Consider the following 23,312-nt stretch of genomic DNA (forward strand, 5'->3'; position numbering starts at 1 on the left):
TCGCCTGGTCTTGCACTCTTTTGCAATCAGCGCCATCCCAGCTCAGGCTGGGATGGCGGCTTCGTCATGAAAGGAAATCTCAATGCTTGTTGAACGTCTGGCCAGTGCTTCGTGTTCCCACCCTTTTTCTGCTCTCGGGCTGATGCCCAATCCGGAGGGACCCGGTCTCAGGCTGACGGTCTGGTTGCCTGACGCGCTTGAGGTTAGGGTTAAAGATCTCAAGTCAGGCAAGTGGGTTGCAACGCTGACCCAGAGTACCACTCCAGGTTTATTTGAAACTGTTTTCACCCGCCGCAAGAATCCCTTCCCCTACCTGCTTCAGGTCCATTACGGCGATGATGTCGTGACCGAGCTGCTCGACCCCTACCAGTTCCCATCCGCAGCCTTTGCCGGGTTGAGCGAATTGACCCAAAGACCGGAAAACCTCTACCACACCCTGGGTGCCCAGCTGCATCAGGAAGAGGTAGCCGGCCAGCAGGTAGCGGGGGTCCGTTTTGCGGTCTATGCCCCGAGTGCCACCGCGGTGAGCCTCATCGGCGATTTCAACTTCTGGGATGGCCGTCGTCACCCGATGGAGCGCAGTCTGTGCGGTCACTGGGTGCTGTTTGTGCCCGGCCTCAAGGCCGGTGATCGTTACAAGTTCGAGATCAAAGATCCGGCCGGTCACTGCCTGCCCCACAAGAGCGATCCGGTGGGCTTTTACAGCGAGCAATATCCTTCGTTCGCCTCGGTCGTCTACGACCACAACCAGTACCAGTGGCAGGATGCCGACTGGCAACAGAGCCAGCGCAACGACAAGCGCGAGCAGCCGCTCTCCATCTATGAGCTGCATGTCGGCTCATGGCGCCGCCATGCGAACGGCGACAGCCTGAGCTGGCGTGAGCTGGCACTCGAGCTGGTCGATTATGTTCGGGATATGGGATACACCCACATCGAGCTGCTGCCGGTTTCCGAGCACCCCTTCAGCGGCTCCTGGGGTTATCAGCCGACCGGCATGTTTGCCCCGACCAGCCGTTACGGCAGTGCCGATGACTTCAAGTTCTTCGTCGATCGCTGTCACCAGGCCGGCATCGGCGTCATCCTCGATTGGGTGCCCGCCCACTTCCCCTCCGATGCCCACGGTCTGGCCCGTTTTGACGGCACGCCGCTTTATGAGTACGAAGATCCGCGCCGTGGCTGGCACCCGGACTGGAACTCCTACATCTATGATTTTGGCCGCGACACGGTGCGCCAATTCCTGGTGGCCAGTGCCCTCTACTGGGTCGACAAATTCCACATCGATGGCCTGCGGGTCGATGCGGTGGCCTCCATGCTCTATCTCGACTACTCGCGCAACAGTGGTGAGTGGGTGCCGAACGTCGACGGTGGCAACCATAACTACGAGGCGATCAGCCTGCTCAAGTGGGTCAACGAAGAGGTGTACGGCAAGTATCCCCACGCCATGACCATTGCCGAGGAGTCGACCGCCTTCCCCGGTGTCTCCCGTCCAACCTTCCTCGGTGGCCTCGGGTTTGGTTTTAAGTGGAACATGGGGTGGATGCACGACTCCCTGAGCTACATGCAAAAGGAGCCGGTGCACCGCCGTTATCATCACAACGAGATGACCTTCTCGATGGTGTATCACTACGACGAGAACTTCATCTTGTCGCTCTCCCACGACGAAGTGGTGCACGGCAAACACTCCCTGCTCTACAAGATGCCGGGGGATGAGTGGCAGCAGGCGGCTAACCTGCGCGCTTACATGGGCTACATGTATGCCCATCCGGGCAAGAAGCTCAATTTCATGGGAACCGAGCTGGCCCAGAGCAGTGAGTGGAACCACGACAGCCAGCTGGCCTGGCACCTGCTTAACTATCCCAAACATGCCGGTCAGCAGCGCCTGATCCGCGATCTCAACCACCTCTATACCCGCGAAAGCGCCCTCTATCGGGCTGACTACGAGCAGGGTGGGTTCCGATGGCTCGATCATCAGGATGCGGACAATGGCATCTTCGCCATGCTGCGCAGCGATCCCCAAAGCGGCCGCCAGGTGGCCGTCGCCGCCAGCTTCACGCCGGTGCCGCGGCTTGGTTATCGGCTCGGTGTCCCCCATGCAGGACGCTGGAAGGTGGCGCTCAATACGGATAGCGAGTTTTACTGGGGCAGCAACTATGACGTGGGGGGCACCCATTTTGAGGCCGAGCCCACTCCCTGGCAGGGAATGGACTATTCTATCGTGCTCAACTTACCGCCGCTGGCGACGCTTTTCATCGTACAGGAGTCCTGATGTTTGTAATGGAAAGCGGGACGGGCACCCGGTTGGGGGCCCATCCCGATAAGAAGGGGTGCCATTTCGGTGTCTGGGCGTCCGGCGCCCGTATGGTGGAACTGTGTCTCTATGATGAGGCCGAGCAGGAGGTGGCCAGGCTTGCGCTGCCTCGTACCCGTGGCCAGCATCACTACGGTTATGTGCCGGGAGTCAAGGCCGGTCAGCGTTACGGCTACCGCATCTATGGTGAGGCGCAGCCGGGGCTGCTGTTTGATCCGCAGAAACTGCTGATTGACCCTTATGCTCAGGCGCTCAGCCGCCCGCTGATCTGGAATGACGAGGCGTATGAGGGGGACAGTGCCGACATGATCCCCAAATGCATCGTGGTGGATGATCGCTTCGATTGGCAAGGGGTGACGAAACCGGATCACAAAGAGTCGGATCTGGTGCTCTATGAAGTCCACGTGCGTGGCATGACCATGCTGCATCCTGCGGTGCCAGAGGCGCAGCGTGGCACCTATCTTGGCATGTGCCATCCGAAGGTGATCGAGCATTTGCAGCAGCTCGGCATCACCGCTGTGCAACTGCTGCCGGTGGCGGCCAACATGGCGGAGCCGCGGCTGCAAGGGATGGGGCTGACCAACTACTGGGGTTACAACCCCATCGCCTTCTTTGCCCCCGAACCGCGCTACGCGGTGCAAGAGAGTGTGACTGAGTTCAAAACCATGGTGCGCGAGCTGCACCGGGCCGGCATTGAGGTGATCCTCGATGTGGTCTACAACCACACCGCTGAGGCGGGGGCTGACGGCCCCATGCTCTCGTTCAAGGGGTTCGACAACGCCGGTTATTATGGCTTCGAACAGGGCCCGCATGGCCCCGACTACCAGCGCCACCTCAATGTCACCGGGTGTGGCAACAGCTTCAATCTGGATCACCCCAACACCCTGCGGCTGGTGCTCGATGCCCTGCGCTACTGGGTGACCGAGATGCAGGTCGACGGTTTTCGCTTTGACCTCGCCGTGACGCTGGCGCGCGAGGCCAACGAGTTCGAGCCGATGGGGGCCTTCTTCAAGGCGATGATGGGCGATCCCGTACTGTCTCAGGTCAGGCTGATTGCCGAGCCGTGGGATGTCGGGCCGTTTGGCTATCGTCTTGGCCAGTTCCCGAGCCAGTGGCACGAGACCAATGACCGTTACCGTGACACGGTGCGCGCCTTCTGGCGTGGGGATGCTGGGCGCATGGGGGAGTTTGCCACCCGTCTGCTCGGCTCGCGGGATCTCTTTCCCAAGGGGTGGCGCTCACCCTTCTCGAGTGTGAATTACCTCTGCTACCACGATGGCTTCACTTTGGAGGATCTGGTCTCTTACAACCAGCGCCATAACCAGGCCAACGGGGAGGAGAACCGCGATGGCCACAGCCACAACCTGTCGAATAACCACGGTGTCGAGGGGCCGACCCTGGATCCGCGGGTCAGCAGCCTGCGCCAGCAGCAAAAGCGCAACCTGATCGCGACGCTGCTGCTCTCCCAGGGGGTGCCTCACTTCCTCGGTGGGGACGAGATGGGGCGTAGCCAATTGGGTAACAACAACGCCTATTGCCAGGATAACCACATCAGTTGGCTTAACTGGCAGCTTGCCTCTGACGACGAGAAGCTGCTGGCCTTCACCCGTCAGATGATGAAGTTGCGGGCCGAATCCCAGGTCTTTAGCAACCTGCGCCTGCGTGGCGAGAGCTGGTTCGGCGAGCCGGCCGATCCCCATCAGGTGGCTTGGTATCACCCGGATGGACACATCCTCAGCGAGTCGGACTGGGCGGCACCGATGGCGCAGGCGTTTGCGCTGGACGTCGGCTGGCATGAGGGGGAGGGAGAGCGCTGGCTGCTGCTGTTCAATGCCAGTGACTATGACATTCAGTTCCGCCTGCCGTCACCGGGCATCGGTATGGAGTGGATCCAGGTGATCGACACCGCCACCAACGATGGTCTGCCGTTCCTGCCTGACGACATCAAGCGTCAGGTGGCGGTGGGGCGGGCCCATGCCCTCAAGCTGTTGACCCGGCGGCGTGAGAGTGGGGCCCCCTTGGTGCCGGCCGTGCTGGAATAACCCCGCCGAGTGTGGGTGGAAACAACCCGCCCGGCAGGGGTATGCTGGGCGGGAATCCCTACCACGACAACAAGAACATCCATGAACAAGAACGATCCAGCCCAATGGCGTGAACACCTGACCCCGGAGCAGTTCCATGTCTGCTGGGAGAAGGGCACCGAACGCCCCTATACCGGGGCCCTGTTACACAACCGCAAAGCCGGCCAGTATCTGTGCACCTGCTGCAAAGCGGTGCTCTTCGATGCCAGTGCCAAGTTCGACTCAGGCTGTGGCTGGCCCTCATTCGATGCGGCCATCCCCGGTACAGTCGATTACACCCGTGACACCAGCCATGGCATGGAGCGGGTAGAGATCACCTGTCATGCCTGTGGCTCCCATCTGGGCCACGTCTTTCCCGACGGGCCAACCGATACCGGTCAACGTTATTGTGTCAACAGCATCAGCCTCGACTTTCGCGGTGAAGAGCCGGCTTGAGTGTGCGCATGTGCTGAATGAAAAAGGGGCCTTGGCCCCTTTTTGTTACTCAGGTCGGTAATGGCCCGCCCTGAGTGCGGCCGCAATCTCCTTCGCCTGTTCATCGAGTCTCTCCTGCTGCGCTTGGCTCAGTGCTGCGTAACGGTTGAGGCGACCGGTATCGAGCTGCGGGCCGTGAAATGCCTCGCTGACTCTCGCCCACAGGTAGGCCTGTTTATAGTCGCGCTGTCCCATATAGAGGGTGCTAAGAGAGGCGAACAATTGCACATTGACGGGATCGTCGGGCTGGTAGAGGGAGAGAGCATGTTGGAGTAATCCGATGGCTTTAGCTGGGTCAACTCTGGCATAGATACCGGCCAGTGCCGCCTGCAATTCGGGGTGTTCGAGTTGGGGTGAGCCCTCGTGGGCGAGGAAGCCGTGGCGCGCCTCTTCATCCCCGTTATTGGTCCAGTGCCACAGTTGTAGCCAAGGGTTATTTGAGCCGCGGGTCTGAGCGTCAAGTCGCTCGAGTTCGGCGCCGGCGGCCAGCATGCCCTCCACCCTGGCGCTCTTTTTCTCTTTGGCCACCTTGTACTCGATTCGGGTGGCGTGCTCGATACAGCGCAGGTATCCCTCCAGTTCGTGCATCAGTTGATATTGCTCTAATTCTCCCTTTTTCTGTTGCAACGCATAGCGAGCACGGATCACCGTGCTGCGCTCTTGGCGGCACCAGCCATCATCGACCAGATCCTGGCATAGGGTCGGGTGGTTGGTGCAGATATTGTGTAGGCGATCATCATCACCGCAGGCCAGTAGCAGGACGAGGGGAGAGAGCAGTAGAGCTGGTCGTAACGACATGAAACATCCTGTTATGTGATGAGCGGTTTGGTAAGGCACTTGTTGGAAAACGTTTTCGGTTTGGTTACAATGCGCGCGCCGCATCGGACACTCAGCCGTGAACTTACAACGAGTATAAATCGCGTGCAGTGATCCCCGTCCGATGAGAAGTAAAAATACATAAATACAAACGGTTACGTGAAATAAAAGGATCTGCCTACCCATGAACCACGAGCATCACTTGCTGGCGTGGCAGGAGAGCCAGGAGCTCGCCGAAGCCATGCAGCCCCTGATTGGCCGCCTCTACCGCCAACAGGGCATCGAGATCACCGTCTACGGACGCTCCCTGCAAAACGCCTCCACCATCGACATCCTCAAGGCCCACCGGGTCGTCCGCCGCCACGAAGGCTCCCCCCTCTCGCTCCAACACAGCTTCCCCCTGCTCAATGCCATCTTTGCCCTCGCGCCGCGTAGCGCCGAGATCGATCTTGGCAAGCTGGCGGTGGCCTATTGGCGCGAGCATCAGGACGCCAGCGGCATCGACGATTTCCTGCGCCGCGAACTGGCGCCGGCTTTAAGTGGTGCCCCGCTGCCGGCGCCAACCGACGTGGTGCTGTACGGCTTTGGCCGCATCGGCCGCCTGCTGGCCCGTCTGCTGCTGGAGCGCACCGGCGCTGCCAACCCGCTGCGCCTGCGCGCCATCGTGGTGCGCGGAGGGCGCGAGGGCGATCTTGAAAAGCGGGCCAGCTTGCTGCGCCGCGACTCGGTACACGGCCCGTTCAACGGATCTATTGAGGTGGACGAGGCGCGCAGCGCCATCATCGCCAACGGCACCCTGATCCAGGTGATCTATGCCAACAGCCCGGCCGACATCGACTACACCGCCTACGGCATCCACGACGCCCTGATCGTCGACAACACCGGTGCTTGGCGTGACGAGGTCGGGCTTGGCGAGCATCTCAAGGCGCGCGGCGCGGCCAAGGTGCTGCTGACTGCCCCCGGCAAGGGGGAGATGAAAAACGTGGTGTTCGGGGTCAACCACGAGGTGATCACGGCAGACGATCGCATCATCTCGGCCGCCTCCTGCACCACCAACGCCATCACCCCGGTGCTGAAGGTGATGCAGGAGCATTTCGGCATCCGCCACGGCCATGTGGAGACGGTGCACTCCTACACCAATGACCAGAACCTCATCGACAACTACCACAAGGGCGAGCGCCGCGGCCGCAGTGCGCCGCTCAACATGGTGCTGACTAGCACGGGTGCCGCCAAGGCGGTGGCCAAGGCGCTGCCCGAACTCAAGGGCAAGTTGACCGGTAACGCCATCCGGGTGCCGACCCCCAATGTCTCCATGGCCATCATTAACTTGAGTCTGGAGCAGCAGGTCGACAGGGAGCGGCTCAATGCCACCTTGCAGCAGGCGGCTCTCAGCTCGCCGCTGCATCGCCAGATCGACTTCAGCGCCAGCACCGAACTGGTCTCCTCCGACATGGTGGGGTCGCGTTTTGCCGGCATTGTCGATTCTCAAGCGACCATTGCCGAGGGGGATCACTGTGTGCTCTATGTCTGGTACGACAACGAGTTCGGTTACAGTTGCCAGGTGGTGCGGGTCATGGAGAAAATGGCGGGCATTAGCCGGCTAGATCTGCCGGCCTGATACAAGGAGAAGTTCATGCCATTCCAGCAGGTGATTGCCGAGATGCCGCAAGAGGTTTACGAGCGGCTGCGCACGGCGGTGGAGCTTGGTAAGTGGCCCGACGGACGGGCCCTGACCGAGGAGCAGAAGGCCACGTCTTTGCAGGCGGTGATGGCCTGGCAGGCGCAGCACCTGACCGATCCGGAGCACATGAACATAGGTGCCGACGGCAACATCGTCATGAAGAGCAAGAGTGAGCTAAAGCGGCAGTTTCGCGACGACGCGAGCGAGATAGGCCGCTTCGACGATCTGTGAGCGCCGCCTCACGTCACATGTGAGCACGCACTAAAAAGGGGAGCCATCGGCTCCCCTTTCTCATGCCTGCCCTCAGGGGCAGGTCAGCTCGCCCCGCAGCGAACGCTGCATCAGTTCGCGGATCTGCTCGGCTGGCAAGTCCTGGCTCAGCAGGAAGTGCAGCTTAGTGAGCGCCGCCTCCGTGGTCATGTCAAAGCCCGAGATGACCCCGGCGCGTGAGAGGGCATTGCCAGTGGCGTAGCCCCCCATGTTGACCATGCCGTGCAGGCACTGGCTCAGGTTGACGATGATCACGCCACGGCGCGATGCCTCGGAGAGCAGCGCCAGCATCTGCGGATTTTGCGGCGCATTGCCGACCCCGAACGAGAGCAGGATCAGCGCCCGCACCGGCTGGCGCAAGATGTTGTCGATCACCTCGGGCGAGATGCCGGGATAGAGGGTCACCACGCCGATCGGCTGGGGGGTGATGTCGTGCAGACGCAGCGGCTTGCTGGCCGGCTCGCCCAGCTCGCCCGCTTCCAGTTGGATGTGGATCCCGGCATTGAGCAGCGGCGGGTAGTTGGGGGAGTCGAAGGCGTGGAAGCCGTCGGCATGCACCTTCTTGCTGCGGTTGCCGCGAAACAGTTGGTTGTTGAAAAACAGGGTGACCTCGTGGATCGGGTAGTTGGCCGCGATGTAGAGGGCATTGAGCAGATTCTGCTGGCCGTCGGAGCGCAGCTCGGCCAGCGGGATCTGGGAGCCGGTGATGATGACCGGCTTGCCGAGATCCTCAAACATGAAGGAGAGGGCGGAGGCGGTAAACGACATGGTGTCGGTGCCGTGCAGGATCACGAAGCCATCGTACTGGTCGTAATGGTCGCGAATATCTTCTGCGATGCGCTGCCAGTCATCTGGCGTCATGTCGGAGGAGTCGATCAGCGGGCTGTATTCGTGGATATGGTAGTCGGGCATCTCCGGCCGATGGAATTCAGGCATGCGGGCCAGGCAATCTTCCATGAAACCCGCGACCGGCACATAGCCGTGGTCGGAGCGCTGCATGCCGATGGTGCCGCCCGTGTAGGCGATATAGATGGACTTCTTCACGACCTGTCCTCGTGTGGGCTGGAAACGCTCGGATTATAGAGATTGTGCCATCAAAAGACAGGCCGGATCAGAGGCGCTGTGAGGTCACCCCCTTTTTATGGGGTGGAAATAAAATGGCGCATTTTCATTGCTTATTGAACGATAACGCTGAAAAGGTGGATTTAAGTGGTGTTTTTTGCTATTTTGTCGCCACTTTATGTAAAACCCCCTCTTCGGCTCCACATGTTGGAGCCGCCCTGCGCTCCTAAGGACAGGAGCGGTCCGCATTGCGGACTATCCTGAAATCCCAGCCTGTGCTGGCGTTTTCATCCCGGCCACTCCAGTTTGTTTCCCCACGGGGGAGGACGGCCGCTGAACATGGGAGAACTTATGATCAAATTTGATGCCTATGCCACGCTGGTGGCGGCGACGATGGTGTTGCTGTTTGGCCGTTTTCTGGTCAACCGTATCTATTTTCTGCGTACCTTTAACATTCCCAAGCCGGTTGCCGGCGGTCTGGTGATCGCGCTGCTGCTGCTGTTGCTGCGCACCTTCACCTCGATCGAGGTGCAGTTTGACAACGGCATGCAGACCTCATTGATGCTCTGTTTCTTCGCTTCCATTGGCCTCTCTGCCGATCTGGGCAGCCTCAAGCGGGGTGGCAAGGCGGTTGCCATCTTCCTCTGCGTGGTCGCAGGGTTGCTGGTGGTGCAAAACTCGCTGGGTGTGGGGCTGGCCACCCTGCTCGGTCTCGATCCCCATATGGGGCTGCTGGCCGGCTCTATTACGCTCTCTGGCGGCCATGGCACTGGCGCGGCATGGGGAGCCATCTTTACCGAAAAATATGGTGTTCACTCGGCGGCTGAGCTGGCGATCGCCTGCGCTACCTTCGGTCTGGTGCTGGGGGGGCTCATCGGTGGGCCGGTGGCTCGTTATCTGGTCAAGCAGGTACAGGTGCCGGGCGAGGAGCATAACCGCGACGATGACCCCAAAGGCTTCGAGATGCCGGATATGGAGCGCCAGATCACCACGTTCAGTGTGATAGAGACCTTGGCTCTGCTGGCCATCAGTCTCAAGGTGGGGGAGCTGCTTGCCTTCCTGCTCAAGGGAAGTTGGCTGGAGCTGCCTGGATTTGTGTGTGTGCTTTTTGTCGGGGTGATCCTGCGCAATCTGCTGACCCACCTTAACTGGCATGAAGTGAGCGATCGCGAGGTCTCTTTGCTTGGCAACGTCAGCCTGTCACTGTTCCTCGCCATGGCGCTGATGAGCCTGCGGCTGTGGGATCTGGCAAGTCTGGCCCTGCCCATCTTCGTGTTGCTGGCAGCCCAGACGGTGGGCATGGCCCTTTACGCCATTTTTGTCACCTTCCGGGTGATGGGACGCAACTATGATGCCGCGGTGCTGGCGGCTGGCCACTGCGGCTTCGGTCTCGGGGCAACCCCGACCGCGATTGCTAACATGCAGGCGGTAACCATGCGTTTTGGCCCTTCCCATCTGGCCTTTTTGGTGGTGCCCATGGTGGGGGCTTTCTTCATCGACATCATCAACGCCATGGTGATCAAGCTGTTCCTGGCGCTCCCCTTCCTTTGACGTTGTTATATCGGTGAGAGGGGCGCAGCTAGCCCCTCCCGCCTGTTTCGGTTAACACCTACCGTGGCTCCTTAGGGAGCCTTTTTTGTGCCCGTCCCCCAGATAAAACTATCCCCGCCGAAGCGGGGATAGGGTGACTTACATGACGCAGACCGGGCACCAGGCATAGGTGCCTTGCGGGTCGTTGAAACGAGTCAGGGGCTCTGCCGCCTTGCTGGCCGCCTTGAGCGGGGTGAGCAGGCTTTCGGGCAGCATACCGCTTAGGCTGGGGGCCAGGGCACGGGCTCCGCTGTCGAGCAGTTGGCGCAGGAATTTCTCCTTGGCCGACTCCTCGGGTTCGAGCAAGGTCACCTGGTACTCTTTCAGGTTGGCCAGCTCGGCGGCAGCCTGGATGGCGTCCTCCTGATCGCCAAATTCGTCGACCAGCCCCAGCGCCTTGGCATCGGCGCCGGTCCAGACTCGTCCTTCGGCGGCCTGCTCGGCCTCTTGCGCTGTCATGCCGCGGCCATGGGCCACCAGATCCACGAAGCGGCGATAGGTGTTCTCGACATTGAGCTGGATGGCCTGGGCGATATGATCCGGCAGGGCGCGAGCCGGGCTCAGGCCGACAAAGTCGGTGGTGCCGAGGCCGTCGCTGCTGATGCCGAACTGGGCCAGCGCCTTCTCGGCGGTGGCGAATAGGCCAAACACCCCGATGGAGCCGGTCAGAGTCGAGGGAGAGGCGAAGATCTTGTCGGCGTCGGCCGAGATCCAGTAGCCGCCCGAGGCGGCGTAGCTGCCCATGGAGACCACCACCGGCTTGCCGGCCTGCTTGAGGGCCAGCAGTTCGGCGCGGATCTGCTCGGCCGCAAAGGCGCTGCCCCCCGGGCTGTCGACTCGCAGCACTACCGCCTTGACGGCGTCGTCGCGGCGAGCATCGGCCAGCAGCTCGGAGAGGGTGTCTCCCCCTATGCTGCCGGCGGGTTGCTGGCCATCGAGGATCGGGCCACTGGCGATAATGAGCCCCACCTCATCCTTGCCGCTCTGCTCATAGCGCGGGCCGATGGCCGCCAGATACTCTTTCAGGCCGACCCCTTTCCAACTGTCGGGCTCTTCCCCCTCGCCAACCTCTTTGACGATGGTCTGGGTCATCTCATCACGGGTGGCGAGCTGATCGACCAGCCCCTGCTCCTCGGCATAGAGGGCGGCGTTACCGCCTGCTTTTCGCAGCCGCGCCAGCATCTGCTCCTTGCTCGGGGAAACGGCATCCGGCGTCACCTTGCGCTGCGCCGCGACATCTTTCACGTAGCCATCCCACAGCTGGCTGAGCCAGCGCTGGTTGGCTTCACGGCTCTCGGGCGACATGTCATCGCGGGTGTAAGGCTCGACGAAGGATTTGTAGGTGCCCACCTTGAAGACGTGGGGGGTGATGTTGAACTTCTCCAGCGCTGACTTGAAATAGAGCTGGTAGACGCCGAGCCCTTCGAGCAGCACGGCGCCGCTTTGGTTGAGCATCACGTGGCTGGCATGGGCCGCCAGCAGGTACTGGCCCTGGGTGTAGAAGTCCGCCATGGCGTAAACCGGTTTGCCACTCTCTTTAAAGCGGTCGATGGCGCTGGCTACCTCTTGCAGTTTGGAGAGGCTGGCTTGCTGCAAGTTCTGGGTCTTGAGCACCAGCGCCTTGATGCGATCGTCCCCCTTGGCCTGCTCGATGGCCCACAGCAGATCCGCCAGTACGATTTCGCTGGGCAGATCTTCACCTGAGCCGAGCTGGCGCATCAGTTGGCTGGAGGCATCCGGCAGGCTGCGCTGCTCGACCAGCTCACCAGACAGATCCAAGGTCAGAGCCCCCTCGATCGGCGGCAGCGGTTTCTCGCGGCTGCCAAAGGCCAGTACCAGCACCAGTACCAGCGCGAGGAAGATGAGGTTGAGAAACAGGTGGCGGGTGAAGTTGAGCAGACGCCACAGTCCGCGCAGCAGCCAGCCCAGTCCTTTGAAAATCGACATGTGAGGGTATCGCCCTGTGATGAGTGGAGAGAGGGCCATTATTGACCAGGGGGACGCGGGTCACAACCTTCACTCGGTGGACGATTGTGCGCCGAAAAAATGTCCAAACATTTGTTTGAAAAAGCAAATTTGATTCTTTACTCTAGCCTCAGCTTAATAACATTTTGTTAACTGGAGGCCACCGTGAGCCGCTATCCAACACTCCTCTCTCCCCTCGATCTCGGTTTCACCCAACTGCGCAACCGGGTGTTGATGGGCTCCATGCATACCGGTCTGGAAGAGGAGAAGGGGGGCTTTGATAAGCTAGCCGCCTTCTATGCTGAGCGGGCCCGTGGTGGGGTGGGGCTGATCGTCACCGGCGGCATTGCTCCCAACCTGCGCGGCCGGCTGGTGCCCCATGGCTCGCAGCTCAGCTTTGTGTGGCAGGTAGCCAAGCACCGAAAGGTCACCGAGGCGGTGCACGCCGAAGGGGGCAAGATAGCGTTGCAGATCCTGCATGCGGGGCGCTATGCCTATCACCCCTTCAGTCAGGCCCCTTCGGCCATCAAGGCGCCTATCTCTCCGTTCAAGCCACGCGCCATGAGCGATCGCCAGGTGCGTGCTACCATCGGCGACTTTGCCCGCAGTGCCGAGCTGGCCCAGCGCGCCGGTTATGACGGGGTGGAGGTGATGGGCTCCGAAGGCTATCTCATCAATCAGTTCATCTGTGAGCGTACCAACCAGCGCAGCGATCAATGGGGGGGGAGCCTAGAGAACCGGCTGCGCTTCCCGCTTGAGATAGTGCGTGCTATCCGGGCGCGGGTGGGGCCCCATTTCATTATCATCTTCCGCCTCTCCATGCTGGATCTGGTGGAGCAGGGCTCCTCGCTGCCCGAAGTGATTGAACTCGGCCGGGGGCTGGAGGCCGCTGGGGTGACCCTCATCAACACCGGCATCGGCTGGCACGAGGCGCGCATCCCCACCATCGCCACCAGCGTGCCGCGCGCCGCCTTTACCTGGGTCACCGCCGAGCTGAAAAAGCACCTCAAGGTGCCGCTCATCACCACCAACCGTATCAATACCCCCGAGGTGGCCGAGGCGATCCTGAGCCAGGGGGAGGCGGACATGGTCTCGATGGCGCGCCCCTTCCTCGCCGATCCCGAGTTCGTCATCAAGGCGGCCGAGGGACGCGGCGATGAGATCAACACCTGCATCGCCTGCAACCAGGCCTGCCTCGATCACATCTTCAAGCAAAAGCGCGCCTCTTGCCTCGTCAACCCGCGCGCCTGTTTCGAGACCGAGCTCATCTTCGGCCGGGTGCCCCAGCCCAAGAAACTGGCGGTGGTCGGTGCCGGGCCGGCCGGATTGGCGTTTGCCTGTTATGCCGCCGAACGTGGCCACAGGGTGAGCCTGTTCGATCAGGCCAGCGAGATCGGCGGTCAGTTCAATGTCGCCAAGCAGATCCCGGGTAAGGAGGAGTTTCACGAGACCCTGCGTTATTTTGCCAAGCGGCTGGAGAAGTGCGGCGTCGAGCTCTATCTCGGCCAGCGCCAGAGCGCCGAGAGTCTGCTCGGCGGCGGCTTTGACGAGGTGGTGCTGGCCACCGGCATTCGGCCGCGGACACCGGCGATCCCTGGCATTGATCACCCCAAGGTGCTGAGTTATCTCGATGTGCTGCGCGAGCATCAGCCGGTTGGCCAGAAGGTCGCGGTGATCGGGGCCGGCGGTATCGGCTTCGATGTGGCCGAATATCTGGTGGAACGCGGCGGCGAGCGCAGCAAGGGGGAGTGGCTTAGGGAGTGGGGGATCGATGTATCGCTCGAGCAGCGTGGTGGTCTGACCCGCCCCGAGCTGGCGTCACCCGAGCGTCAGGTGTGGCTACTGCAACGAAAAGAGAGCAAGGTTGGCGACGGCCTTGGTAAGACCACCGGCTGGATCCACCGCGCCACCCTCAAGCACCGGCGAGTCGAGATGTTGGCCGGAGTGCGTTATCTGCATATCGACGATGCCGGGCTGCACATTGAGGTAGGGGGCAAGACCCAGTGTCTGCCGGTGGACAACATCATCATCTGCGCGGGCCAAGAGCCTCTGCGTGAACTCGATGCCGACCTGCGGGCGGCCGGAATGGCGGTTCATATCATCGGTGGGGCGGATGTCGCCGCCGAACTCGATGCCAAGCGGGCCATCCGACAGGGGGCAGAGCTGGCGGCGGTGATCTGAGTGTAAAGGTATTGTGCCTGGGCTTTTCTTCAGTCTGGCCTGTGCTATGGTGTGGGCCTTAACCTGCTGTCTACAAAGGTAACGAGATGGATGCACTGGAACTGCTGCTCAATCGTCACTCCTGCTCCCGTCTGAGCGAGCCGGCACCGGCTGGTGAGGCACTCGACAACATCCTCAAGGCGGGGCTGCGAGCCCCGGATCACGGCACCCTGACGCCGTGGCAATTCATTCTCATCGAAGGCAAGGGGCGCGAGCGTTTCGGCGAGTTGCTGGCCGCCGCCGCCGCCGAGCGCGGTGAGCCGGAAGAGGCGATCGAGCGTTGCCTCGATGCGCCGCTGCGCGCGCCGCTCATCATCGCGGTGGCGACCCGTTTCCAGGATCACCCCAAGGTGCCGCGTCTGGAGCAGGAGCTCTCTGCCGGCTGCGCCGTGATGGCGATGCAGATGGCCGCCCAGGCGCAGGGCTTCAACGGCATCTGGCGCTCTGGCTGGTTCATCTTTGATGACATAGTGGGGCGCGGGCTGGGGCTCGGTGATGAGGATCAGCTGGTGGGCTTTCTCTACCTCGGCACCCCCATGACCGAGGTGCGCAAGCTGCGCGCCCTCGATCCGGCCGAGTTTGTGCGCCGCTTCTGAGGCGGGCAAAAATGACAAAAGGGAGGCTTGAGCCTCCCTTTTTCATGCCTCGCGTTTAGCCGAGATGGGTGAGGGGCAGCGCCGTCTTGTGCTTGATGCGGCGCAACACGAAGCTCGAGCGCACTCCGGTGACACCGGGGATGTGGGTCAGCTTGTCGAGCAGGAAGTGCTGGTAGTGCTCCATATCCTGCACCACTACCTTGAGCTGGTAGTCGGCGTCGTTACCAGTGATGAGGTCGCATTCGAGCACCTCAGGCAGTTCACTGATGGCCTGGTCGAAGTTGGCGAAGCGCTCCGGAGTGTGCCTGTCCATCGAGATGTGGATGTAGGCGGTGAGGGTCAGGCCGAGGGCGCGGGCGTTGAGCAAGGTGACGTGGGTATCGATGAGGCCGGCATCCTCCAGCGCCTTGACCCGGCGTGAGCAGGGGGAGGGGGAGAGGCCCACCATCTCGGCCAGCTCCAGGTTGCTGATGCGACCATGTTCCTGCATCAGTTCGAGAATGTGGCGGTCGATGCGATCCAGTTTCAGCATGTTTTCACCGTGACGTGCAATGATTATCTTCGATTGGACAGGTTAAGGGTTAATGATTGCTAAAACAACCGATTTTGTCTGCAACAACGCAACCACTCACCGCTGCGATGGCGGTACTCTGTATTCAACTTCTGGTGGTCAAGGGTGTACTTATCCAGGCACCCCGGCAAAGGTTCCAACCAGGAACCGGCGCACCACAGTGGCTATCTTGCCCAACCGGGATGGTAGCGACTGGTCAGGGAGCACCATCTCGCAGAGTAGTGACAAGGCAGACATCCCGGCGTCTGCCTTGTTGCTTTCTGGTCAAGGATTGTCCTGCTGTGGTCGGATGTTATGATGGAGGCTGTTTTTTGCGCACGGAGCCTGACATGCCATCCCCTTTCAGCGATCTGCGGGTTGCCCCGCTCCCCGAGCTGGCCCTGGTATGGAATCAGCGCCTGCGCCGTCAGCTCCCCTGGCCGAGCCACGGCGAACAGAGCCTGTTTGTGGGTGATCCCTTGCTGGTGATGGTCTCTTTTGGCCCTGAACAGGCCGAGGTGAGTCAGCCTTTGGTGGAGTGGGTGAGCCCTGCCACCCCACGTCTGCGTATGCGGCCGGTCGGTGAGATCCCCCTCTATGAGCGCCACTATGACCACTTGCAGCAACTGGTGGAGAAAACGGCCTGGCAACGTCTGCGCGCCTTTCGCGAGTGCAGTCGCTGTGGTCGGCGCTTGGCCCCCGAACTGCTGGCCTCACTGGCCGGACAACCAGCCTGCCGCGACTGCTTGATTGGCCGCCGTATCCTCTTTTGAGCCCCTATCTGTCATCCAACGCCGCAAAAAGAGGGGAGATAGCCCCATGCGGCCATCGTGCTGGCGCTTTTCTTTTTCCTCCCACTCGTTATGCTCAGCAGCCCGACGGGCATTTATCAGCAGAATGCGTGGTCATTTGAGCACGTGGTAGTCGATTCGCTGAGTACCAAACGTTTTTCATGTGTTTCAAACCTGTTAAAAATGATTGTTATCGTGAAATCATCTGATTAAGCTAGCCCGGTTTTTAAAGGAAAAGCCCCCCGCAGAGGGGGCATCATCACAATGGAGTATGGAATGACAGCAAGCACACCCATGTTAATCACCTTTCTGGTGTACATCCTCGGGATGGTGCTGATCGGCTTCATCGCCTATCGCGCCACCCGCAACTTTGATGACTACATCCTCGGCGGTCGCCGCATGGGGAGCTGGGTCACCGCCCTCTCCGCCGGCGCCTCCGACATGAGCGGCTGGCTGCTGATGGGCCTGCCGGGCGCCGTCTACCTGAGCGGTATCTCCGAGAGCTGGATCGCCATCGGCCTCATCATCGGCGCCTACTTCAACTGGCGCTGGGTCGCCGGCCGCCTGCGGGTTCACACCGAGAAGAACCGCAACGCCCTGACCCTGCCGGATTACTTCACCTACCGTTTCGAGGACAAGAGCCGGGTGTTGCGTATTCTGTCGGCGCTGGTGATCTTGCTGTTTTTCACCATCTACTGCGCCTCCGGCGTGGTGGCGGGGGCCCGCCTGTTCGAGAGCACCTTCGGCATGGATTACAACACCGCCCTGTGGGTCGGTGCTGCTGCCACTATCACCTACACCTTCTTCGGCGGCTTCCTGGCGGTGAGCTGGACGGACACAGTGCAGGCCACCTTGATGATCTTCGCCCTGATCCTGACCCCGGTGTTCGTCATCATCGCCGTGGGCGGCATCGACAGCGCCATGATCGAGGTGGCGGCCAAGAGCGCCAGCAACCTCGACATGTTCAAGAACCTAGATATCATCGCCATCGTCTCCCTGATGGCCTGGGGTCTCGGCTATTTCGGCCAGCCGCACATTCTGGCGCGCTTCATGGCTGCGGACTCCCATCGTTCCATGGCCAATGCCCGCCGTATCAGCATGACCTGGATGGTGCTGTGCCTGGGCGGCGCCGTCGCCATCGGTTTCTTCGGGCTGGCCTATTTTGCCAGCTTCCCCGAGCAGGCGGCCGGTGTGACCGGCAACCCGGAGCGGGTCTTCATCGAGCTCTCTAAGCTCTTGTTCAATCCCTGGATCGCTGGCGTGCTGCTCTCGGCCATCCTAGCGGCGGTGATGAGTACGCTGAGCTGCCAGTTGCTGGTCTGCTCAAGCGCCATTACCGAGGATCTCTACAAGCCGTTTTTGCGCAAGAATGCCTCCCAGCGTGAGCTGGTGTGGGTGGGGCGTCTGATGGTACTGGCCATCGCGCTGATTGCCATTGCGGTTGCCACGAACCCAGAGAACCGGGTTTTGGGGCTGGTGAGCTACGCCTGGGCCGGCTTCGGTGCCGCGTTTGGCCCCGTGGTGCTGCTCTCGGTGCTGTGGCCGCGCATGACCCGCAACGGGGCCTTGGCCGGAATGCTGGTCGGGGCCACCACCGTCATCGTCTGGAAGCAGTTCGGCTGGCTGGGTTTGTACGAGATCATCCCCGGCTTCCTGTTCGGTGGCGTGGCCATCGTGATCGGCAGCCTGCTCGGCGCTGCCCCCTCCCAGGCGATGCTGGCGCGTTTTCGCGAGGCGGAGGAGGAGTACCAGTCGCCGTCCGGTGAGCCAGTCACCGTCAATTGATGCCAAAACGGCCCCGCTTCGGCGGGGCCGCTGTTTTGATGGCGCCGGAACTATTGTCCTGCTTCATTTCGGTTGATAGATTTCTCCGGTCGCAATGGGAGTCATGTAATGAGCAAGGTATTGGACGAACTGCTGGCGCTGCTGGCACTGGAGAAGATTGAAGAGGGACTGTTTCGTGGTCAGAGCGAGGATCTCGGTCTGCGCGCTGTGTTCGGCGGTCAGGTGATGGGGCAAGCGCTCTCGGCGGCCAAGCAGACGGTGGCGCCGGATCGCCAGGTGCACAGTTTCCACTCCTATTTCCTGCGCCCCGGCGACGTCAACCACCCCATCGTCTACGACGTGGAGAACATCCGCGACGGTCAGAGCGTATCGACCCGGCGGGTCAAGGCAATCCAGTACGGCAAGCCCATCTTCTACCTCAACGCCTCGTTCCAGATTGAGGCCGAAGGGTTTGAGCACCAGGCCGCCATGCCGCAAGGCATCACCCCTCCTGAGCAGCTCAAGAGCGAGCTGGAGCTGGTGCGCCCCTACGAGAAGATGATCCCGCCCGATCTGCGCGCCAAGATCATGTGTGAAAAGCCCATCGAGATCCGCCCCGCGACCCTGGTCGATCCGATGCGTCCCACCGTACATGAACCGCTGCGTCACGTCTGGTTCAGGGCCAATGGCCAGATGCCGGACGATCCTCGGGTGCACAAGTACCTGCTGGCCTATGCCTCCGACTTCCATTTCCTGTTTACCGCCTTGCAGCCGCATGGTGTCTCTTACTGGGAGCCGGACATGCAGGTGGCCACCATCGATCACTCCATGTGGTTCCACCGGGATTTTCGGCTCGACGACTGGTTGCTCTACGTGGTCGACAGCCCGAGCGCCTCGGGTGGCCGTGGTCTGGTGCGCGGCCAGTTCTTCACCCGTGAAGGGGGGCTGGTGGCCAGCACGGTGCAAGAAGGGGTGATCCGCCGTAAACCGGCGTGAGCAGAAGACGGGAGCTAAGGCTCCCGTTTTTTTGACGCCGTACATTTGGTTACCGATGGTCACCAAAGCCCCACTGAAAGGGGGCATGGGCCGGCATAACATGCTTCTCAAGGAAGCGGCGAGGTGCCCTTCCCACCCGACTCATCAGGAGAATAGCCATGAAAAAGATGCTCCCCTTGCTCGTTGCCGGCCTGTTTGGTCTCTCTTCCATCGCCGCCATGGCCGCTTCGGTCACTGCCCCGGCCAAGAGCACCGAATCCGTGCAGGTTGTGCACAAGACCCCAGCCACCAAGAACGTACATAAAAAGCACCATAAGGCCGCCGCTCAGCCGGTAACCCAGCAGACCCAGACCGCCAAGGTGCACAAGAAGGCCGCCGCCAAGCCGGTGAAGAAAGCCGCCTGATAAGCAAAGGGCAGATACAGAGGATGTAAGACAAAGGGGCCTGTGAGCCCCTTTTTTATTGATGGCGGTGAAGATGAGGCGGCTGTGGTGGGGGGCAAAGCTCGGCGCCGTTGGTCGCGCAGCGGGCGCAGGCAAATAACCTCGCGATCGCCTTACCGACGGTGCTGCCGCTGCTACGGCACTGGCTCAGCCAACCGCTGTCTCCTTCCCGCTAGGAGGGGCATCGGCGGGCGGGCCGTCATGACGGCTCGCCTGCACCAGCGAGGCCTCGGCCCTGGCTCCGAGGTATACGTAGAGGCCGAGGGCCAGCAGCAGTCCGATGGCGCAGCCCATCACCCCCACCGCCGGCCACAGCAGCTCAAGCTGGCCGAGGGAGCCTTTGAACAGCAGCAGCAACCCCTCGATAGAGACGGCGATGAGGATGGCAGCGATGAAGCGGGTGATGGTGCGGCGTATGGTGCTGTGGCGGAAGATGTCCTTGTGCAGCAGCACCTCCTCTTCGAGTATGGTTTTGCCGAGATCGAACACCGCCAGTGCTAGGGTGAGAAAGACGATGGCGCTGAAGGCGCCGAGGCGGTTTTGCTCCTCGCCGAGCAGCAGCAGGCAGAGATCGCGCACCCCATGCCACATGAGGCTGGCCACGATCAACATCAGGGTGGCGCTGAGCAGGATGTAAACGGCCTTGAACCAAGGGGTGGCGTGGCGGCGCAGGCGATCCCCCATCAGCCAAGCGATCAGCGGGTGCAATCCTATTTCGATCCGCACCCCCTCTCCTTCGACCCACAGTCGCAGGCTGCCGCCTGGCACAGGTAGCGGCCCTGCAATGTGATGGGCTGCTCCTCCCTCCTGGACTTGCAGCACGAACGAGTAGTCGCGCAGTGCCTCTCTGGGGATCTTCAATAGGGCAAGTAGCAGCGGGCGCAGCTCTTGGCGGTGTTCGTCATAACGACGCAGCAGATCGATGGGGCTCATCTCAGCCATGGCATCCTCCTTGTGAGGGGATCAGGGTGTCACCGCTGTATTGCAATAAGTGTGCGCAGTTGGGGGAGGCGTAGATGGTTTCAGGGGCTTTCGGCTGCCCTCTGGTGGGGCGCAGAGCGAAAGCCTGCACCCAAGTGGTGAAGCAAGAACAATAAAGAAGGGGCCATGAGGCCCCTTCGTTGCATGCCACTGGGCCGCTTAGCCGGCCAGTTTGGCGAAACTGCGCTCGGCGGCTGCCAGGGTGTGCTCGATCTCCTTGTCGCCATGAGCCAGCGATAGGAAGCCAGCTTCATAGGCACTGGGCGCCAGGTAAACCCCCTCTTCCAGCATCAGATGGTAGAAGCGCTTGAACTGCTCCATGTCGCAGCGGGTGACCTGATCAAAGCGGGTAATGGTCGGCTCGCTACTAAAGAAGAAGCCGAACATGCCGCCCACCTGGTTGATGGCCAGCGAGATGCCGTGTTTGGCGGCCGCGGCCTTGAACCCTTCGGCAATGCGGGCGGTCTTCTCATTGAGCGCTTCGTAAAGTCCCGGTTGCTCGAGCAGATCCAGCATGGCCAGGCCCGCCGCCATGGCAATGGGGTTACCGGAGAGGGTGCCTGCCTGATAAACGGGGCCGGTCGGGGCGATGTGCTGCATGATCTCGCGCTTGCCGCCGAATGCGCCCACCGGCATACCGGCACCGATGATCTTGCCGAGGGTGGTGAGATCCGGCGTGATGCCATAGTGGCCTTGGGCCCCCTGTTTGGAGACCCGGAAGCCGGTCATCACCTCGTCGAGGATCAGCACGGCACCGTGGCGATCACAGAGGGCGCGCAGCCCTTCAAGAAAGCCTGGAACCGGCGGGATGCAGTTCATGTTGCCGGCCACCGGCTCGACGATGATGCAGGCGATCTCCTGGCCATACTGGGCAAAGGCCGCCTCGACTGAGGCGAGATCGTTATAGATGCAGGTGAGGGTGTGCTTGGCAAAATCGGCCGGTACCCCTGGGCTGTTGGGCTGGCCCAAGGTGAGGGCTCCGGAGCCAGCCTTGACCAGCAGGGAGTCGGCGTGGCCGTGGTAGCACCCCTCGAATTTGACGATCTTATCGCGGCCGGTATAACCGCGGGCCAGGCGGATGGCGCTCATGGTTGCCTCGGTACCGGAGTTGACCATACGCACCTGCTCCATGGAGGGGAGGATGGCGCGTACGCGCTCGGCCATGCGTACTTCAATTTCGGTGGGGGCGCCGTAGCTGAGCCCCTTCTCGACCGCCGTCATGACGGCAGCCTTGATGGCCGGGTGGTTGTGGCCGAGCAGCATGGGCCCCCAGGAGCCGATGTAGTCGACGTAGGCTTTGCCATCCACATCATAGAGGTAGGCGCCGTCGGCCCGTTCGATGAAGACCGGAGTGCCACCGACACCATTGAATGCGCGTACCGGGGAGTTGACGCCGCCTGGGATGCTCTGGCGAGCCTGCTCGAACAGCTGATCTGATTTTGACATGGATCATCCTTAGCTGGATTTATGGTGCGGCACGGTTGCTTGGAACCATCTTGGGGTTCGGAAGGAAGGGGCGACGGGTATACAATATTGCGCCTGTCGCCAGCGCCCGTGCACAAAAACCGCCTGACTATACCAGAAGGTGCCTGGGCTTGGCAGAATCGAGCCAAGGCTATCCGGGTACAGGTTTTCCATGTCTGCATCTACACCCTCCTCTTTCTCGCGATCTCGTTTTCTGCGCCCCTTACTCAGGGAGCGATTGCCACTCAAGGTGCTGCTACTGGCGGCGCTGGTTGGCATATTGGCCGGTGCGCTTTGTGCCTTGTTTGAGTTGTCGGTGCATCGCCTCAGCGAATGTCGACTGGATTGGCTGACTGAGCTTCATTGGTGGCAGGCGCTGCCGCTAGCGTTTGCCGGTAGTGCCCTGTTGGGAGGGGTGGGATACGGCTTGACTCATCTTTTTGCTCCCGAAGCCGGGGGATCGGGGATCCCCGAGATTGAGGGGGCAATGGAGGAGTTGCGACCGGTACGTTGGTGGCGGGTGCTGCCAGTCAAGTTCTTCGGCGGCCTCTGCACTCTGGGATCTGGCATGGTGCTGGGGCGTGAAGGGCCATCGGTGCAGATGGGAGGCAATGTGGGCCAGATGGTGGCCGATCTGTTCGGCCTGCCCAAAGAGCACGGCCATGCCCTTCTAGCGGCAGGGGCGGCAGGGGGGCTTGCTGCTGCCTTCAATGCCCCCTTGGCCGGGATCTTGTTTGTGATGGAGGAGATGCGCCCCCAGTTTCGTTACTCGTTTCTGGCCATCAAGGCGGTGGGGTTATCGGCCATTATGGCAACCTTGGTGTTACAGATGATACGTGGCCAGCATCCGGCCATCACCCTGCCACATTATGTGGCGCCCCCTTTGGCTTCGCTCTGGCTGTTTCTGGGGATGGGGCTCGCCTTCGGAGTGCTTGGCTTTGTTTTCAATAAACTGGTGCTAGCTTGCCAGGATGGTTATTTGGCGCTGCATCGTAACCGGTGTGGACGCTTCGTGGCGATCGGCATGGTGGTTGCGGGTATGTTTGGGATCATCTCTTTGTTTGCGGCCCCACTGGGTGGGGGGGGGATTGAGCTGATTCCTCATCTCGTGGCTGGAGAATATGCCACAGCGACCTTGTTTCTGCTCTTTGCGGCACGACTGGTCGCAACGCTCATCTGTTTTTGTTCTGGTGCTCCTGGAGGGATCTTTGCCCCGACGCTGGCCTTGGGAACCCTGTTTGGCATGACATTTGGCGGTTT

19 protein-coding genes (1 of these 19 cut by a window edge) are annotated in these 23,312 nt (G+C 61.2%); 13 read left to right on the forward strand and 6 right to left on the reverse strand.

Features of this window, described 5'->3' with window-relative positions:
• Nucleotides 1–82 precede the first annotated feature (82 nt).
• The 3 genes from glgB (at nt 83) to msrB (ending at nt 4,824) form a co-directional block, all read left to right on the forward strand.
• On the forward strand, nt 83–2,266 hold the full coding sequence (glgB, locus tag FE240_RS03705; protein WP_193003422.1) for a 1,4-alpha-glucan branching protein GlgB: 2,184 nt from the start codon (nt 83–85) through the stop codon (nt 2,264–2,266).
• The gene (gene glgX, locus FE240_RS03710) at nt 2,266–4,350 is read left to right on the forward strand and encodes a glycogen debranching protein GlgX (protein ID WP_193003423.1); all 2,085 of its coding nucleotides are present in this window, start codon (nt 2,266–2,268) and stop codon (nt 4,348–4,350) included. Before glgB ends, glgX begins: the two co-directional genes overlap by 1 nt.
• An 81-nt stretch (nt 4,351–4,431) precedes the next feature.
• A complete protein-coding gene (gene msrB, locus FE240_RS03715; RefSeq protein ID WP_193003424.1) occupies nt 4,432–4,824 on the forward strand; it encodes a peptide-methionine (R)-S-oxide reductase MsrB in 393 nt (130 codons plus the stop codon).
• Nucleotides 4,825–4,869: 45 nt separating this feature from the next.
• On the opposite strand, the gene FE240_RS03720 is transcribed toward msrB, so the two are convergent.
• Nucleotides 4,870–5,661, reverse strand: coding sequence for a DUF2989 domain-containing protein (locus FE240_RS03720; protein WP_193003425.1), 792 nt, complete (start codon nt 5,659–5,661; stop codon nt 4,870–4,872).
• 202 nt (nt 5,662–5,863) lie between these two features.
• Between FE240_RS03720 and FE240_RS03725 the strand changes: the two genes are divergently transcribed.
• Nucleotides 5,864–7,297, forward strand: a complete 1,434-nt coding sequence (locus FE240_RS03725) for a glyceraldehyde-3-phosphate dehydrogenase (RefSeq protein ID WP_193003426.1) — start codon at nt 5,864–5,866, stop codon at nt 7,295–7,297.
• Between the two features lie 15 nt (nt 7,298–7,312).
• Nucleotides 7,313–7,591, forward strand: coding sequence for a YeaC family protein (locus FE240_RS03730; protein WP_193003427.1), 279 nt, complete (start codon nt 7,313–7,315; stop codon nt 7,589–7,591).
• A gap of 72 nt (nt 7,592–7,663) precedes the next feature.
• Here FE240_RS03730 and ansA read toward each other — a convergent pair whose 3' ends face one another.
• The gene (gene ansA / locus FE240_RS03735; protein WP_193003428.1) at nt 7,664–8,674 is read right to left on the reverse strand and encodes an asparaginase; all 1,011 of its coding nucleotides are present in this window, start codon (nt 8,672–8,674) and stop codon (nt 7,664–7,666) included.
• A gap of 369 nt (nt 8,675–9,043) precedes the next feature.
• On the opposite strand from ansA, the gene gltS reads away from it, so the two are divergent.
• A complete protein-coding gene (gene gltS / locus FE240_RS03740) occupies nt 9,044–10,243 on the forward strand; it encodes a sodium/glutamate symporter (protein WP_193003429.1) in 1,200 nt (399 codons plus the stop codon).
• Nucleotides 10,244–10,381: 138 nt separating this feature from the next.
• Here the strand turns inward: gltS and sppA are convergent, their stop codons facing one another.
• Nucleotides 10,382–12,229 carry a signal peptide peptidase SppA gene (gene sppA / locus FE240_RS03745; protein WP_193003430.1) on the reverse strand — a complete coding sequence of 616 codons (1,848 nt, stop codon included), beginning with the start codon at nt 12,227–12,229 and terminating at the stop codon, nt 10,382–10,384.
• Nucleotides 12,230–12,412: 183 nt separating this feature from the next.
• Here sppA and FE240_RS03750 point away from each other — a divergent pair, with 183 nt between their 5' ends.
• Nucleotides 12,413–14,428 carry an NADPH-dependent 2,4-dienoyl-CoA reductase gene (locus FE240_RS03750; RefSeq protein ID WP_193003431.1) on the forward strand — a complete coding sequence of 672 codons (2,016 nt, stop codon included), beginning with the start codon at nt 12,413–12,415 and terminating at the stop codon, nt 14,426–14,428.
• An 86-nt stretch (nt 14,429–14,514) separates the two neighbouring features.
• Nucleotides 14,515–15,063 carry an NAD(P)H nitroreductase gene (locus FE240_RS03755; protein WP_193003432.1) on the forward strand — a complete coding sequence of 183 codons (549 nt, stop codon included), beginning with the start codon at nt 14,515–14,517 and terminating at the stop codon, nt 15,061–15,063.
• 55 nt (nt 15,064–15,118) lie between these two features.
• Here the strand turns inward: FE240_RS03755 and FE240_RS03760 are convergent, their stop codons facing one another.
• Complete coding sequence (locus tag FE240_RS03760; RefSeq protein ID WP_042045025.1) at nt 15,119–15,595, reverse strand: Lrp/AsnC family transcriptional regulator; 477 nt, start codon at nt 15,593–15,595, stop codon at nt 15,119–15,121.
• Between the two features lie 368 nt (nt 15,596–15,963).
• On the opposite strand from FE240_RS03760, the gene FE240_RS03765 reads away from it, so the two are divergent.
• The 4 genes from FE240_RS03765 (at nt 15,964) to FE240_RS03780 (ending at nt 19,568) form a co-directional block, all read left to right on the forward strand.
• Nucleotides 15,964–16,386: a hypothetical protein gene (locus FE240_RS03765; RefSeq protein WP_193003433.1), complete on the forward strand. Its 423-nt coding sequence runs from the start codon at nt 15,964–15,966 to the stop codon at nt 16,384–16,386.
• A gap of 294 nt (nt 16,387–16,680) precedes the next feature.
• Nucleotides 16,681–18,189: a sodium/proline symporter PutP gene (putP, locus tag FE240_RS03770; protein WP_193003434.1), complete on the forward strand. Its 1,509-nt coding sequence runs from the start codon at nt 16,681–16,683 to the stop codon at nt 18,187–18,189.
• Between the two features lie 108 nt (nt 18,190–18,297).
• Nucleotides 18,298–19,164, forward strand: a complete 867-nt coding sequence (gene tesB / locus FE240_RS03775; protein WP_193003435.1) for an acyl-CoA thioesterase II — start codon at nt 18,298–18,300, stop codon at nt 19,162–19,164.
• Between the two features lie 158 nt (nt 19,165–19,322).
• Nucleotides 19,323–19,568, forward strand: a complete 246-nt coding sequence (locus FE240_RS03780) for an acid-shock protein (RefSeq protein ID WP_193003436.1) — start codon at nt 19,323–19,325, stop codon at nt 19,566–19,568.
• A 186-nt stretch (nt 19,569–19,754) separates the two neighbouring features.
• Here the strand turns inward: FE240_RS03780 and FE240_RS03785 are convergent, their stop codons facing one another.
• The gene (locus FE240_RS03785; RefSeq protein WP_193003437.1) at nt 19,755–20,549 is read right to left on the reverse strand and encodes a hypothetical protein; all 795 of its coding nucleotides are present in this window, start codon (nt 20,547–20,549) and stop codon (nt 19,755–19,757) included.
• 198 nt (nt 20,550–20,747) lie between these two features.
• The gene (gene hemL, locus FE240_RS03790; protein ID WP_193003438.1) at nt 20,748–22,034 is read right to left on the reverse strand and encodes a glutamate-1-semialdehyde 2,1-aminomutase; all 1,287 of its coding nucleotides are present in this window, start codon (nt 22,032–22,034) and stop codon (nt 20,748–20,750) included.
• Between the two features lie 256 nt (nt 22,035–22,290).
• On the opposite strand from hemL, the gene clcA reads away from it, so the two are divergent.
• Nucleotides 22,291–23,312, forward strand: the 5' portion of a protein-coding gene (gene clcA / locus FE240_RS03795) for a H(+)/Cl(-) exchange transporter ClcA (RefSeq protein ID WP_404800074.1). It continues 289 nt past the right edge of the window; the window shows 1,022 of its 1,311 coding nt (coding positions 1–1,022); its start codon is at nt 22,291–22,293; its stop codon lies beyond the right edge, outside the window.

The sequence above is a fragment of the Aeromonas simiae genome (assembly GCF_014892695.1).
In the GTDB taxonomy this organism is placed as follows: Bacteria; Pseudomonadota; Gammaproteobacteria; order Enterobacterales; family Aeromonadaceae; genus Aeromonas; species Aeromonas simiae.